At 63.3% G+C, this 14,276-nt stretch carries 12 protein-coding genes; 3 read left to right on the top strand and 9 right to left on the bottom strand.

What is annotated here, in order from left to right; genetic code table 11:
- Positions 1-470: 470 nt before the first annotated feature.
- From G3480_RS15100 to G3480_RS15075, 5 genes are all read right to left on the bottom strand, one after another.
- Positions 471-983, bottom strand: a complete 513-nt coding sequence (locus G3480_RS15100; RefSeq protein ID WP_164654720.1) for a hypothetical protein — start codon at positions 981-983, stop codon at positions 471-473.
- Between the two features lie 24 nt (positions 984-1,007).
- Positions 1,008-2,369, bottom strand: coding sequence for a paraquat-inducible protein A (locus G3480_RS15095; RefSeq protein WP_164654719.1), 1,362 nt, complete (start codon positions 2,367-2,369; stop codon positions 1,008-1,010).
- A 95-nt stretch (positions 2,370-2,464) separates the two neighbouring features.
- Complete coding sequence (gene dnaE, locus G3480_RS15090) at positions 2,465-6,040, bottom strand: DNA polymerase III subunit alpha (RefSeq protein ID WP_164654718.1); 3,576 nt, start codon at positions 6,038-6,040, stop codon at positions 2,465-2,467.
- A gap of 510 nt (positions 6,041-6,550) precedes the next feature.
- Positions 6,551-6,796, bottom strand: coding sequence for a TlpA family protein disulfide reductase (locus tag G3480_RS15085; protein ID WP_164654717.1), 246 nt, complete (start codon positions 6,794-6,796; stop codon positions 6,551-6,553).
- Between the two features lie 203 nt (positions 6,797-6,999).
- Positions 7,000-7,302, bottom strand: a complete 303-nt coding sequence (locus G3480_RS15075) for a redoxin domain-containing protein (protein ID WP_164654716.1) — start codon at positions 7,300-7,302, stop codon at positions 7,000-7,002.
- A gap of 225 nt (positions 7,303-7,527) precedes the next feature.
- On the opposite strand from G3480_RS15075, the gene G3480_RS15070 reads away from it, so the two are divergent.
- Positions 7,528-8,883 (top strand): YhjD/YihY/BrkB family envelope integrity protein, encoded by a 1,356-nt coding sequence (locus G3480_RS15070; RefSeq protein ID WP_164654715.1) that lies wholly within the window; start codon positions 7,528-7,530, stop codon positions 8,881-8,883.
- A gap of 22 nt (positions 8,884-8,905) precedes the next feature.
- Here G3480_RS15070 and G3480_RS15065 read toward each other — a convergent pair whose 3' ends face one another.
- The 3 genes from G3480_RS15065 to G3480_RS15055 all read right to left on the bottom strand — a co-directional run bounded on the left by G3480_RS15065 (position 8,906) and on the right by G3480_RS15055 (position 11,824).
- Positions 8,906-9,868, bottom strand: a complete 963-nt coding sequence (locus tag G3480_RS15065) for an alpha-E domain-containing protein (protein ID WP_164654714.1) — start codon at positions 9,866-9,868, stop codon at positions 8,906-8,908.
- Between the two features lie 34 nt (positions 9,869-9,902).
- The gene (locus G3480_RS15060) at positions 9,903-11,363 is read right to left on the bottom strand and encodes a circularly permuted type 2 ATP-grasp protein (RefSeq protein ID WP_164654713.1); all 1,461 of its coding nucleotides are present in this window, start codon (positions 11,361-11,363) and stop codon (positions 9,903-9,905) included.
- Between the two features lie 296 nt (positions 11,364-11,659).
- On the bottom strand, positions 11,660-11,824 hold the full coding sequence (locus G3480_RS15055; protein ID WP_164654698.1) for a hypothetical protein: 165 nt from the start codon (positions 11,822-11,824) through the stop codon (positions 11,660-11,662).
- Here G3480_RS15055 and G3480_RS15050 point away from each other — a divergent pair.
- Complete coding sequence (locus G3480_RS15050) at positions 11,808-12,467, top strand: hypothetical protein (RefSeq protein ID WP_240905832.1); 660 nt, start codon at positions 11,808-11,810, stop codon at positions 12,465-12,467. The genes G3480_RS15055 and G3480_RS15050 overlap by 17 nt on opposite strands.
- 51 nt (positions 12,468-12,518) lie before the next feature.
- Here G3480_RS15050 and msrB read toward each other — a convergent pair whose 3' ends face one another.
- Positions 12,519-12,920, bottom strand: a complete 402-nt coding sequence (gene msrB / locus G3480_RS15045) for a peptide-methionine (R)-S-oxide reductase MsrB (protein ID WP_164654712.1) — start codon at positions 12,918-12,920, stop codon at positions 12,519-12,521.
- Positions 12,921-13,071: 151 nt separating this feature from the next.
- Between msrB and G3480_RS15040 the strand changes: the two genes are divergently transcribed.
- Positions 13,072-14,268, top strand: a complete 1,197-nt coding sequence (locus tag G3480_RS15040; protein ID WP_164654711.1) for a pyridoxal-phosphate-dependent aminotransferase family protein — start codon at positions 13,072-13,074, stop codon at positions 14,266-14,268.
- Positions 14,269-14,276 lie beyond the last annotated feature (8 nt).

Genomic DNA, 14,276 nt, shown 5'->3' with positions numbered 1-14,276 from the left:
CGTATTTATTTATCGATTCAAGCCAGAATTATAACACCATTTCAGCGAGTTAATGGGCGTATGTCAGGAGTTCTGCAGTGACCTCGACGCCGAAGAGAAGTCGTTCCGGCAGCGTCAGGGCGACCTCTTCGAGACCGACTTCGACGATCCCAGCTCCTTCTGATTAACCTCACCTCGGCGGGCGAACGCCCGTCGGGGCACGCCCGTGCTCGGCTCCAAGCTCGAAACCCCCAGCACCCCCTGACGACCTCTACCTCAGCCGCCCCCATCGCCTCACACGATTCCACCTCCTGCCTTTACCTCACCGCAGCGAGCAATCCGGGAAAGGCTCTCATCGTCAGCGTGAAACAATTCGAGAAATGGCCGGTGAACGAATGTGACAGACAACAAGGCTGGGCGAAGACCGGAGAGAGATGCGTTCCCTTCCCATTGATCGGGCTCAACGACGCGCCCCAGGTTTAGGCCCCCGACTATTCGCAGGGCACGAAGAAGTCGTTGGTTAGCGCCTCGCGGCACTGTGCCTCGACACCGCCATCCAGCTGTGAGGTGGACTTGGCTGTCAGCGCCGCCTTGGCCATGTCGACGAGATCATTGGCAAGGCGGCAGGGATCGGACAAGCTGCAGCGGAAGTCCAGGCCGCACACGCGATCGACGAGTTCGTAACAGGCCGAGGTTTGGGGCAGGACGGAGACGGGCGAGGCAGGATCCCAAGCCTCGAGCATGCCTTGGCTCTGCACCGCCCTGCCGCCTTGGACGATGACCACGGAGCCGTCGTCCAAGCGGTGCACGCCGTCCCAAAGGGGTGCTCTCTGCTGGCCATCCGTGCGCCAGGCTCGGTGCGTCGAGGGGTCGACCTCGACGCGCGACCCATCCTGCAAGGTCCCACTCCATTCAGCGCCGATCACCAGGCTTGCCGACATCAAGAGTGTCGTGCCAAGCAGACCTGCAAGCAGACGAAGCCAGTAAGACCTAAACCAAGACACGACTCGCCTCCAATGACTCAAGGATCAGGTTGGATGGGACTCCCCGAAGTGCCTTTCCAGCGTAGCCGATAACAGCAGACTTGCCAGCACGAAGCCGAGGAAGAGATAGAATCCGGGCTCCAACGCCGTGCCATTGGTGGTCAGGATCTGCGTCCCGAGCGCGCCGGACGCCGAGCCGCCATCGTCCGGCGGGCGGGTGAGGCTGCGAAGCTGGCTCCCGATGAGCCCATCGAAGCCGAGATAGGCCATAAAGATGGCGATGACCAGCACATCAGCCATGGACCACTTGCCCGAGCGCAACGCAAAGAAGCGGACCAGCGCCGACGCCCGCGCCTGACGCAGGTCGAAGTAGTAGAGGTAGGTCATCACCACCTTGATCGCCGGGAAGACGACGCTGAAGAGCGTAATGAGCACGGCGACCAGCAGCATGTCCGCGGCCCCGGTCTCGACCAGGATGCGCACGACCTCGAAGATGCTCTTGGTCTGGAAATAGAGGGTCTGATTCGTGAAGACGATGGGCTCGCCCAAGAAGGTCAGCTGAAGCTCGGTGATGCTGGCCTCGATCTCGATCATGGGCGTCAGAATGCCGCCGAGCAGCAGGATGACCGTGGCGCCGGTGAGCAGAAAGAGCTTGAAGGGATCGAAGCTTGCTCGCCCAGGCGCGCCCTCCCCCGCTTCACTCCTGGAGCGCCCTGTCATGCACAGCAGAAAGAGCAGCGCCACCAGACCCAGGAGCATGCCAAGCCGCTGCTGCAAGGGTCGCTGCTCCATGGCAATCCTCGCCTCCAGGGTCGCGGCACAGCTTTCCCGGTCGACGCAGCTATAGCGCAGCATGAGCGCGTTCAGCGCGGAGCGATCCACCTTGGCAAAGGTCGCGTCAGAGGTCTGACGGATCAGTCTGGTGAGCTGCGCCTTGATCTCCTCCTGCACCTCTGGCTTGCTGAGCTGGTCGACCACGATCTCGGCGTATTGAGGGACTTGCCGCCGCAGCTTGTCGAAGTCGATCAGCATGTCCTGGATGCCCTGCTGTAGGGCGCCCTGCAGCTGGTCCATCCAGCTTCCGCCGCGCTTGATATTGCGCCGCCGCAGGTAGCGCTCGAGTTCGACCAGCATGGTCTCCAGGACTTGCTCGACCGCCTTGACCACCTGAGGACGATTCTCCTCGGTCAAGTCGAGTTCGCTGACACGCTTCTCGATGACCGCCGAGATCCGATCCACCCACTCATCCGCATCCAGCAGGCCATAGCGCACGTGATAGACCTCGGCCAGGTCGGTCTTGAGGACCTTGATGCGGTTGAGGTCGGCGACGAGCTGGACCGTCAAGACCGCCGCTGCAACAAAGAGCAAGACGGCCGCGAGTCGTCTCAGGATAAAGGCGGTAGACACTTGGTTAGAACCTCCCCGACGCTGCTGATTTGGGCCGAGCGATCAGCCGCAATGTCCTCGTCTGATCGCTTCGGCCCCGAAGTCGAACAGTCTCCTTAGGAGACCGCCTTCAAGGCCGGCGCTTGCATCTGCGGTAGAGGCGCGGCCAGCGCCGGGCGCTCATAAGAGACGCGCACAGCGGCTGGCCCGAGCAGCTTCCGCAGCCGCTTGAGCAAGGCGTCCTTCGGCTGGATACGCCAGGCATTGCCGAGCATCAGCTCGCCCTCGGCACCTGGGCGGCGGTAGGTCAGACGCACGGGCGTGTCGCCTTCACGAAAGGCCGCGAGCGCCTCCTTCAACGCCGCCAGCCTTGCCCCACCCTCGGCGTGCGCCCTGTCGTCGGAGAGGTCAAGGACGAGCTGGAGATGATCCGCGCTGGATTCGCGTGCCTCCTCGAAGGTACGGATGCTGTCCGCCCGCAGCGACCAGGAGTCACGATATTCGTCGAAGTTGAGGCTGCCGGTCATGCTGAGGATCTGATCGGGCACCAGTAGCTGGCGTGTCTGCTCGTAGAGTTCCGAGAAAACGGCAGCCTCGATGCGTCCGGTGCGGTCGTCCAGCACGACCGAACCCATGCGCCCCCGCTGGGTCTTGCCGTGACGCACGCTGACCACCAACCCGATCACGGTGCGCTTCTCCCGATCACGCCGGTCGCGGCGACCCAATTCGCGGTCGGACTCCAGCAGTTTGGCGATACGCATCCCGGACATGGCATTGAGTTCGTCGTCATAGCGGTCGATGGGATGGCCGGTGAGATAGAGCCCCAGGGTCTCCTTTTCGCCCTGCAAACGCTGCTCGTCCTCCCAGTCGGCCTTGACCTCGCCGACCAGCTGCGGATCCGGGGCCGGGGCCGCGCTCGGCTCGAGCGCGCCGAAGAGATCGGCCTGTCCGGCCGCCTGGGTCGCGTTGTGCTGCTCGGCCGCCTTGAGCGCCAGCGGCAGGTGAACCATGAGGGTCGCACGGTTGGGACCAAGCTCATCGAGCGCCCCGGCCCGGATCAAGGCCTCCAGCACGCGGCGATTGACCTTGTGCAGATCGATGCGGCAGCAGAAGTCCCAAAGGTCGCGAAAGGGGCCGCCCGCCTTGCGGACCTCGATCATGGACTCGATCGCGGACTCGCCCACGCCCTTGATGGCGCCCATGCCGTAGATGACAGTGCGATCGTCGGCGATGGTGAACTGGTAGGCGGAGCGGTTGATGGCCGGCGGCTCCACCTTGAGCTTCATCTCGCGGCATTCGTCGATCAGGGTCACCACCTTATCGGTGTTGTCCATATCGGCGCTCAGTACCGCAGCCATGAAGGCGGCCGGATAATGCGTCTTCAGCCAAAGGGTCTGGTAGCTGACCAGGGCGTAGGCGGCCGAATGGGACTTATTGAACCCATATCCAGCGAATTTATCCATCAAATCAAAGATATAGGTCGCAGTTTCCGGCTCGACACCGCGCTTTCCAGAGCCCTCCATGAAAATGGCACGCTGCTTGTCCATCTCGGACTGCTTCTTCTTGCCCATGGCGCGGCGCAGCAGGTCGGCACCACCGAGCGAGTAGCCGGCCAGGACCTGGGCGATCTGCATGACCTGCTCTTGATAGAGGATGATGCCGTAGGTCGGCTTGAGGATGGGTTCCAGATCCGGATGCGGATAGGCGACGTCGGCGCGGCCGTGCTTGCGGTCGATGAAGTCGTCCACCATGCCGGACTGCAGCGGACCGGGGCGAAAGAGGGCGACCAGGGCGGTGATATCGCCGAAGTTGTCGGGCTGCAGCTTCTTGATCAGCTCCTTCATGCCGCGCGATTCGAGCTGGAAGACGGCGGTCGTCTCGCAGCGCTTGAGGAGGGCAAAGGCTTCCTCGTCGTGGGGATCGATGCGATTGATGTCGATCGGCGGCTCGCCCTTGGCGGCGCGGCCCTCGTTCACCGTCTTGAGTGCCCAGTCGATGATGGTCAGGGTGCGCAGACCCAGGAAGTCGAACTTGACCAGGCCGACCTGCTCGACGTCGTCCTTGTCGTATTGGGTCACCAGGTTCTCGCCGCCGGGCTCGCAGTAGAGCGGCGCGAAGTCGGTCAGCACGGTGGGCGCAATGACGACGCCGCCGGCATGTTTGCCCGCGTTGCGTGTCAGCCCTTCCAGCATGCGCGCCATGTCGATGATGGCCTGTACCTCTTCGTCGTCATCGTAGGCGCGCTTGAGATCCTCGCTCTCCTGCAACGCCTTTTCGAGCGTCATGCCGAGTTCGAAGGGCACCATCTTGGCGATCTTGTCGACGAAGCCGTAGGGCTGTCCCATGACACGGCCGACGTCGCGCACCACGGCCTTGGCCGCCATGGTGCCGAAGGTGATGATCTGCGAGACGGCGTCGCGGCCATACTTGCGCGCCACATAATCGATGACCCGGTCGCGCCCCTCCATGCAGAAGTCGACGTCGAAGTCGGGCATGGAGACGCGCTCGGGGTTGAGGAAGCGCTCGAACAGGAGATCGTGCTCGATGGGATCCAGGTCGGTGATCTTCAGCGCGTAGGCCACCAGGGAGCCCGCGCCCGAGCCGCGCCCCGGCCCGACCGGGATGCCGTTGTCCTTGGCCCACTGGATGAAGTCCGCGACGATGAGGAAGTAGCCGGGGAAGCCCATCTGCAGAATGACGTCGAGTTCGATCTGCAGCCGCTCGTCATAGACCTTGCGCCGCTCGGCGAAGTCCGGGGCATCGCGGTCGAAGGTTCGATCCAGGCGCCACTCGAGCCCCTTGCGCGACTCCTCGGCGAAGAAGCTGTCGATCGTCATCCCCTCGGGCACCGGGAAGACCGGCAGGAAATTGTCGCCGAGCTTGAGCTCCAGATTGCAGCGCTTGGCGATCTCGACCGAGTTCTCCAGCGCCTCGGGCAGATCGGCGAAGAGTTCCGCCATCTCCTCGGGCGTGCGCAGAGACTGCTCCTTGCTGTAATCGCGCGGTCGGCGCGGATCGTCCAGGGTGCGCCCCTGGTTGATGCATACGCGGGCCTCGTGCGCCTCGAAGTCCGAGGGCGCGATGAAGCGCACGTCGTTGGTCGCCACCAGGGGGACGCCGCGACGGCTGGCCAGCGCGACGCTCGATTCGATCAGCTCGGCCTCAGCTTCCCGCCCCGTGCGAATCAGCTCCAGGTAGTAGCGATCACCGAAGGCCTGCAGCCAGGAATCGAGGATCTGGTCCGCAAGGTCCGCGCGCCCCTTCAGCAGTGCCTGGGCCACGTCACCGCACGGCCCGCCGGACAGTGCGATGAGGCCATCGCTCGCCGCGAGGATCCAGTCGCGCTCGACCTGAGGGAGACCAAGGTGCTGACCCTCGACATAGCTGCGCGAGATGAGTCTGGTTAGATTCAGGTAGCCCTGCGCGTTCTGAACGAGCAGCACCAGCCGATGCGACTGATTGGGGTCCTCCGGATTGCGAACCCAGAGATCCGCCCCGGCGATGGGCTTGAGCCCGGCACCGACGGCGGCTTTGTAGAAACGCACCAGCGCGAAGAGATTGCCCTGATCGGTGACCGCGACCGCCGGCATGCCGGCCCCCGCCGCAGCCTTGACGAGCGGCTTGATCCGGACCAGGCCATCGACCAGTGAGTACTCGGAATGCAGATGCAGATGAACGAAGCTCGGATTCACGAATGCCCTGTGATAGTGAGTGGATCTGACGGGGGTAACCCAATGCGGCTGGCTAGTCTAACCACTGGACCCCGGTCTGAAGATACGGAAATATCCATCGAAGCCCGCGGTCGGATAGGCGGGCTTGTGGAGTCGGCGAGGAGGGAGATGAAACTTATTTTGAATCAGCGACTTAAAGCCACCAAGAAGGATCGAGACAGATGTATCTGCATCCCCTTGAAACTGGCCTTGTCAAGCCTTTTTTTGATGCCGTTCAGGGCGCTCAACTGAGGCTTGACAGCACGGATTGGAAGCCAGTTCCCACCACATGATTCAGCCAAGAAAGGGCGCGGTGACGAGCTCCTTTTGACCTGGCCGAGCGCCGTGGAACCGCACAGAGCGGGCACGACCCGAGCCGATCGAGCCAGGGCTCCTCTTCGTGCCGTTCGCGCCTTTGCGGCTAAAACGCCTGCGGTCAAAACTGCCGCATCTCGGCTCAACGCTGCTCAGGGAGCAGCATGGAACGCGATGTCACTTCAAGGCACGCACCGGCTCGAGAATCTCGGGATGATCCCAAACCGGCTCACCCGTGGTCCGCAGCGCCAAGCGGCCTTGGGTGTCGATGACGAAGGTCGTCGGTAGCCCGCTCATCGGATAGCTCCGCATGACACTGGCATCGCTATCGATGGGAAGTGGAAGCTCGAGGCCGAAGTCCTGCCGAAAGCGATCGACCGTCTCGGGGTCCTCGCCCACATTGAGAGGCTGTCTGGAAATCATCGTAGAGGCTCCTAGGATCCTTGAGGTCGCAAAATGCTTGCAGATGAGTCAAATTTCGACGAAGCGTCCGACCATCCAAGGCCGCCGGGATCGGGATCGGGATCGGGATCGGGATCGGGATCGAACCGACGATAGCGATTCCGATCCCGATAGCGATCCCGATGGCATGACTCGTCGGTCTGAGGCGAAGCCTCCCTAGGAGTTTACAGACAGCTTCTGATGGCAAGGACATCAATGCCCTCCTCTCCGAGCCGCTCATAGGCGCGCTGCAGTGAGGGCATCTCCGTCCGGCAGGGCGGACACCAGGTGGCCCAGAAATTCAGGACGAGCGGGCGGCCCAGGGAGTCCGCTAACCGATGGACACTACCGCCCGGAGCCATCAGCTCGAAGTCGGCCGCCGCTGGCGTTCCCGGAACCCGCATCAAGCCACCGGCGAGCACTGAGAAGCTCAGCAGAAGCGTCGGTACAACGGCGATGAAGCCTTTGGGTCGCTTCGAGAACGTCATGGAGATGAATCCTTCTGATAGAGCCGGCAGTCGCCAATGATCTTTGGCCGGACATCGTCAACAGGCGAGACCGAGCCTGGGGGAATCGGCCTTGAGATTCCGGATGGCAGGACATGACAGCCGCGTTGGAGGCGCGTCCAGCCGCAAGACCGAGGTTCAAAGGCTTCGCTTCCCTGCCGTCCATGTCACAATTCAGCCACCACGCATCAAGCCCTTCTGGAAGCCATGGACCGCAATCCAACCTTGTCGACACGCCTTAACCATTTGCTCTGGGGGCCAAACCTGGCTCAACGACCGCCCTGGCAGGCCAAGCTCGTCTGGACGGGACGGCTCCTCTACGCGGTCACAAGGGATCTGACGCAAGGCAACCTCACGCTGCACGCCATGAGCCTGGTCTACACCACGCTGCTGTCCCTGGTGCCCCTGCTCGCCGTTAGCTTCTCCGTGCTCAAGGGCTTCGGCGTCCACAACCAGGTCGAGCCGCTGTTGATGAGCGCGCTCCAGCCGCTCGGAGCATCCGCACCAGAGATCACCGACCTTATCATCAGATTCGTCGACAACATGCGGGTCGGCGTGCTCGGTTCGGTCGGTTTGGCCTTACTGCTTTACACGGTCCTTTCGCTCATCCAAAAGATTGAGGGGGCCTTCAACTACGCCTGGCGCGTGACGGAGATCCGTCCCATCGGGCAGCGCTTCACGCAGTACCTCAGCGTACTCTTGATCGGCCCCGTGCTCTTCTTCTCCGCCGTCGGCCTGTCCGCCTCGCTGGGAAGCAACACCTTCGTGCAATCCGTCATGCACTTGGCCCCGATGAGCAAGCTGATCGAGATCTCGAGCGTTCTCGCGCCTTACTTGATGATCTCCCTGACCTTTGCCTTCGTCTATCTGTTCGTCCCCAATACGCGGGTGCGCGTCCCCTCGGCACTCATCGGGGCCTTCATTGCCGGTCTGCTTTGGGAGGTCGTGGGCGGCGTTTTCTCGACCTTCATGGCCGGCTCCACCCGCTATATGGCGATCTACTCGAGCCTCGCCATCCTGGTGCTCTTCATGATCTGGGTCTATCTGGGGTGGCTCATCCTGCTGATCGGAACCAGCGTCGCCTTCTACCACCAGCATCCCGAATACCTGACGACGGCAAACCGCGAGATCCGCCTGAGCAACCGGCTGCGCGAGCACCTGGCGCTTGCGATCGCCGCCGAGATCACACAACGCCATCTGAGCGGCGCGCCGCCCTGTGACTGTGAGCTGCTATCGAAGCGGATGCAGCTTCCGAACCTCAATATCCAGCGCGTCCTGAAGATGCTGGAGCGTGCCGGCTACATCGTCAAGATCGACCGACAGGACAGCGACACAGCTGGATTCGTGCTTGGTCGTGCGCCCGAAGGCATCAGGGTCATCGAGCTGCTGCGGCACGTCCGCGGCTACGAGGAGACCTGGAGTGGCTTTCAAGAAGCGTCGCCGGAGCCTGGCGTGGCCCGTGTCGAATCCGCACTGGAGGCGGCCCTCGACGACGCACTCAATGGCTTGACGTTGCGGGACCTAGCGACCGGCTTAGAAGATCAGACTGAGCCGCAGGCTTGAACAGGACGGTGCAGCGACGCGATCAACCCTGGCTCTGCGACTGAGATTGCGACTCGGGAGGCGGCGGGAACCAGGTCTTGGCGACCTCGTCGTGCAGCTCGCCGACGCCGACCTGAAGCTCGTCGACGAAGGCATGTAACTGCTGATGGCTCAGTCGCCCAGGCACCACGGCCTCCAGGTTACGCTTGAGACGGCCATGCACCCGCAGCGGAGCCTCGTTGCGCGGCAGCTTCTCCAAGCTCACCCGCACCGTAGAGAGGCAGTGGCCGACCGAGCGCGGGAAGGCGTCATGCTGCAGCAAGAAGCGCAGCACCGCCCCGCGCTGCACGCGGACCTGCTCGCTGCGCCGGTAGGCCTGATAGGCAGTCAGGGACTTGAGCACACTGACCCATTGGATGGTCTCATAGGGCCGCAGCTCGGTGGCTTCCGCGGGCAACAGGCTCGCCGAGCGCACGTCAATGATGCGCGTCGTCATGTCGGCGCGCTCAAGGAAGCGCCCTAGATGGAGGAAATCGTAACCCTGGTCGTGCAGCATGGTTCCGGAGAGCATGCCGGCCATGGTTTGAATGCTCTGGACGATGTGTTTGAGATAGGTGTGCCGCCCGCCTTTGGTGAGTCCCTTTTGCAGCTGCTCCCGCGCATAGAGATAGAGTTCATTGAGCAGCTCCCAGGCCTCGCGCGGGACGAAGTCGCGGATGGTCCGGCAATTCTCGCGGGCGGCCTCCAGCGAGTAGAGAATCGAGCTGGCATGACGCTCGTCTCCGATCAGGAACTTCAAGACCTGGCGCTCGCCGTAATCCTTGTAGTGCTCCTCGAAGAGCGCATTCGCGCCCGTGATATCGACCAAGGGACGCCAGCCGGGCGCAATACCCTTGGGCAAATCCATCAGCAGGTTGGCATTCACGGTGACGATACGCGCCGTGTTCTCCGCGCGCTCGATACAGCGCGACAGCCAATAGATGTTTTCTGCAACACGCGACAGCATCGAATCCGCTCCGTTAGATCAGTGGGCTTCTCGCCTAGTTGACTTCAGACTGCTCGGGCAGGATCCAGGTGTCCTTGCTGCCGCCGCCCTGAGAGGAGTTGACCACCAGTGAGCCTTTGCGCAGGGCGACCCGCGTCAGACCACCCATGGTCACTTGCTGCCGGTCGGCAGAAAGGATGAAGGGACGCAGATCCACATGGCGCGGCTCCAGCTTTTGGCCGATGATGGTGGGCACCGTGGAGAGCTTGAGCGCAGGCTGAGCGATATAGTTGCGCGGGTCCTTCTTGATCAGCTCGGCGAACTTGTCTCGCTCAGCCTTCGTCGATGCAGGGCCGACCAGCATCCCGTAGCCGCCGGACTCGTTGGCCGGCTTCACAACCATCTCCTCCATGTGCTCTAAGGTGTAGGCGAGCGCGTCGGGCTCCATGCAGCGGTAGGTGGGCACGTTCGGGATGATGGGGTCCGCATCCAGATAGTATTTGATGATCTCCGGAACGAAGGCGTAGACGACCTTGTCATCCGCCACACCGGCGCCCGGAGCATTGGCGAGCGCGACCTTGCCCGCCTTCCAGGCCCGCAGCAAACCGGGCACGCCGAGCGCGGAATCGGGCAGAAAGGCCTCTGGATCGAGGAAGAGGTCATCGATCCGACGGTAGATGACATCCACCCGCGCGGCACCGTCGACGGTCCGCATGTAGACGCAGTCTTCATCGTCGACGAAGAGGTCGCGGCCCTCGACCAGCTCGCAGCCCATCTGCTGCGCCAGATAGGCATGCTCGAAATAGGCCGAGTTGTAGATGCCCGGCGTGAGCACGACCACCTCTGGGTAGTCCGCTGGCCGCGGCGACAGGGCTGCCAGGGTATCGAAGAGCTGCGAGGGATAGTCATCGACAGGCAGGGGCGCATAGTGCTCGAACAGCTCGGGAAAGACGCGTTTGGTGACCAAGCGGTTCTCGAGCATGTAGGAGACGCCGGAGGGCACCCGGAGATTGTCCTCCAGCACATAGAGGATGCCGTCCCCGTCGCGCACCAGGTCCGAGCCGCAGATGTGCGCCCAGATCCCGAGCGGCGGGTCAATGCCGACGCACTGCGGCCGGAAGTTGACCGACTTGGCGAGCACCTCGGCCGGAAAGACCCCGTCCTTGATGATGCGCTGATCGTGGTAGAGGTCGTCGATGAAGAGGTTGAGCGCCTGAACGCGCTGCTTGAGGCCCGCCTCGACACGCTCCCATTCAGACTGCGGGATGATGCGCGGGATGATGTCGAAGGGCCAGGTTCGATCGATGGCGCCACCTTCCTCGGAATAGACCGTGAAGGTGATGCCCATCTCCTTGATGGCGACGTCCGCGGCCTCTTGCCGCGCGACCAGCTCGTCCGGACCCAGCTCCTCCAAGTCCGCCAGCAGACCCTCGACCGCCGCGCGCCCCTTACCAGGGGACGCCACCAGCTCATCGTAGAAGTCGTTGCAGGGATAGTCGTTCCAGTCGATGCTCATGGTCTCTCGCTCAGAAGCTTGCCGCCGGCCCGAGATGCCGCGTGCCTTTGGAGCGGCCATCGCTGAGGTGCATCAAAGAGCGTCGCGATCATCATATTGCGGATCAGTATGCTAGACCACGGCGCTTAAAGTCTATCCCCCACCTCGAGCCGGATGCGCTGAACGGATGGTGCGAAGCTAAGAAATTGACCATCAACAACTTCCCCGTTTCGCAAAGGGGGGTCAGGGGGGATTTCGGACGGGATCGCTCACATCGGGAAACAGTTGATGGGCGCTTCCTAACCCGAGACCGCAGCCTAGGTCAGCATCTCGTCAATCTTCATCGCAGCCGAGTCACGCGCGTTGAGCCGGCCATCGACGCGGCCGGCTCGGCTGCCATAGAATCGTCTCGGATCCCACTCAACCACCGCCTCTTCGTCCGGAGCACCCATGCTGCGCAGCGTCTTGTCACTCGTCCTCACCTTCCTGCTCCCGACACTGCCGGCCATGGCCGAGCAAGGCACGGCGAAGGTCCTAGCACCTTGGGAGGCCAATGGGCAGCTCTTCCAGGTCGCTGTGGACAAACTTCAGTTCATCGGCACCTTCGAGGGCATCATGTACATCGAGCACGGTGATGGCCTGTTCGACACCGCGCTCTTCACCTGCCCGTCCACCCAGATCATCCACGTGCTGACCAATCAAACGGAAGGCCATGGCTATTGCACCTTGGAGAGTCCGACGGGCGACTACGTCTACGCGGAGTTCAACTGCGACGGGGCACCGGGCGCCTGCAAGGGCAAGTTCACCATCACCGGCGGCACCGGCAAGCTGACGGGGATCACCGGCGAGAGCCCCATGATCGTGCGCACGGCCCTCAGCGGTACCGCCATTGATGAAGCCTCTGGCGGGACCATCTCCGCCGCCAAGGGCTTGGCCATCTGGCCCGAGATGCGCTTCGAGGTGCCTGGACAAAACGCCACGGTCGGGATCCTGGGCACCGGTCCGGACGAGGCGGACGCTGGCGGCGAGCCCACGGCAAAGGACGACGAGATGGAGATCAAGATCCCCACCGAGCTGGAAGGGTCAGGTGACGGAGACGGCCAAACGCCCGTCCGCCCCCAATAGCCCCTGACGCCTCCCAAGACCGCGGCCTTGCCCCTGGCTGGCGACGGCCAGTCAGTGGTCCTTGGGCTCGAACTCGAGCGACACCGAGTTGATGCAATAGCGCAGTCCAGTCGGGCGCGGACCGTCCGGGAAGACGTGCCCGAGGTGCGCGCCGCAGCTGTTGCAATGCACTTCGACGCGCTGCATGCCGTGGCTGCGATCTTCCTCGGTGCCAACCACGGCGGGATCCGTCGGCTGCCAGAAGCTCGGCCAGCCGCTGCCTGAGTCGAATTTCTCCTCGGAGCCGAAGAGCGACTCGCCGCAGCAGCTGCAGCGGTAGATCCCCGACGCCTTGAGGTCATAGTACTGGCCGGTGAAAGCGGGCTCGGTGCCCTTTTCCCGACAGACGTGATATTGCTCGGGCGTTAGCTCGGCACGCCATTCGGCATCCGACTTATCGACTTTTCGACTCATCTAAACCTCTCTGTGATCGGCCCGCTGGGGTCGAATTTTCACTGTCTTGAGCCGCTCGTGGGTGCCACCTATACTGGGGCGCCCACTCAGGCTTCGCATTCACTCGCCCACGCCTCCGCGCGGGCTGCTGACAGACCTCCGGACGGCCACTATGACCATTCGCTCCTTCAATCCGCCTCCTCGAACTTTGATGGGGCCAGGCCCCGCCGATGTCCACCCGCGCGTTCTGGCAGCCCTGGCACGCCCCACCATCGGGCACCTGGATCCAGCCTTCGTCACCATGATGGATGAGCTGAAGACCCTGCTGCGCCAGGCTTTCCGAACGCAGAATGCCTTGACCATGCCCGTCTCCGCCCCCGGATCGGCCGGCATGGAGATGTGCTTCGCCAACCTGGTGGAGCCGGGGGATGAGGTCGTCGTCTGCGTCAATGGCGTCTTCGGCGGTCGCATGAAGGAGAATGTCGAGCGTGCCGGCGGCAAGCCCATCGTGGTGCAAGGAAACTGGGGCCGCGCCGTCGACCCGGACCAAGTCGAAAGCGCGCTCAGTCAGCATCCCAACGCACGCATCCTCGCCTTCGTGCACGCGGAGACCAGCACGGGCGCGCTTTCGGATGCCAAGGCCCTGGCCGCGATCGCGCGCCAGCACGACTGCCTGACCATCGTGGATACCGTCACCTCGCTGGGCGGCTCGCCGCTCGAGGTCGACGCCTGGGGGCTGGACGCCGTCTACGCTGGCTCGCAGAAGTGCCTCTCCTGCACCCCAGGGCTGGCGCCCGTTACCTTCAACGAGCGCGCACTGGAGAAGGTGCGCAACCGCGGGACCAAGGTGCAAAGCTGGTTCCTGGACCTCAACCTGGTGATGGGCTACTGGAGCGGCGAGCAGAAGCGCACCTACCACCACACGGCCCCCGTGAACGCGCTCTATGCCCTGCACGAGTCGCTGGTCATGCTCGCCGAGGAAGGGCTAGAGCAGTCGTGGCAACGCCATCACCATCACCATCTGGCGCTGCGCGCGGGCCTCGAAACACTGGGGCTGGAGCTGATCGTCCCGGAGCCGGAGCGCCTGCCGCAGCTCAACAGCGTCTCGGTCCCCGCCGGGATCGACGAGGCCGCGCTCCGCGCGCGGCTGTTGAGCCGCTACAACCTCGAGGTCGGCGCCGGACTCGGCGATCTGGCCGGCAAGATTTGGCGCATCGGACTCATGGGCTACAGCAGCCGCCCGGCGAATATCCTGCTCTGCCTCAGCGCCTTCGCGACCGAACTGGCGGCGATGGGCTATCGCACCGACGGCGGCGCCGCCGTTTCGGCCGCGCGAGCCGTGCTGGATCAGGGCGCGGACGCCGGCTAGGCGACGCC

Origin of the sequence: Thiorhodococcus mannitoliphagus (genome assembly GCF_010915725.1) — a bacterium.
Taxonomy (GTDB): Bacteria; Pseudomonadota; Gammaproteobacteria; order Chromatiales; family Chromatiaceae; genus Thiorhodococcus; species Thiorhodococcus mannitoliphagus.
Note: the sequence above shows the minus strand (reverse complement) of the source record. Positions and strands in the feature narration are given on the sequence as shown.

Coding starts and splice junctions, on each gene's coding strand:
- G3480_RS15040 (WP_164654711.1), top strand. CDS start 13,072: ATGACCATTCGCTCCTTCAATCCGCCTCCTCGAACTTTGATGGGGCCA.
- G3480_RS15085 (WP_164654717.1), bottom strand. CDS start 6,796: ATGATTTCCAGACAGCCTCTCAATGTGGGCGAGGACCCCGAGACGGTC.
- G3480_RS15065 (WP_164654714.1), bottom strand. CDS start 9,868: ATGCTGTCGCGTGTTGCAGAAAACATCTATTGGCTGTCGCGCTGTATC.
- msrB (WP_164654712.1), bottom strand. CDS start 12,920: ATGAGTCGAAAAGTCGATAAGTCGGATGCCGAATGGCGTGCCGAGCTA.
- G3480_RS15075 (WP_164654716.1), bottom strand. CDS start 7,302: ATGACGTTCTCGAAGCGACCCAAAGGCTTCATCGCCGTTGTACCGACG.
- G3480_RS15060 (WP_164654713.1), bottom strand. CDS start 11,363: ATGAGCATCGACTGGAACGACTATCCCTGCAACGACTTCTACGATGAG.
- G3480_RS15070 (WP_164654715.1), top strand. CDS start 7,528: ATGGACCGCAATCCAACCTTGTCGACACGCCTTAACCATTTGCTCTGG.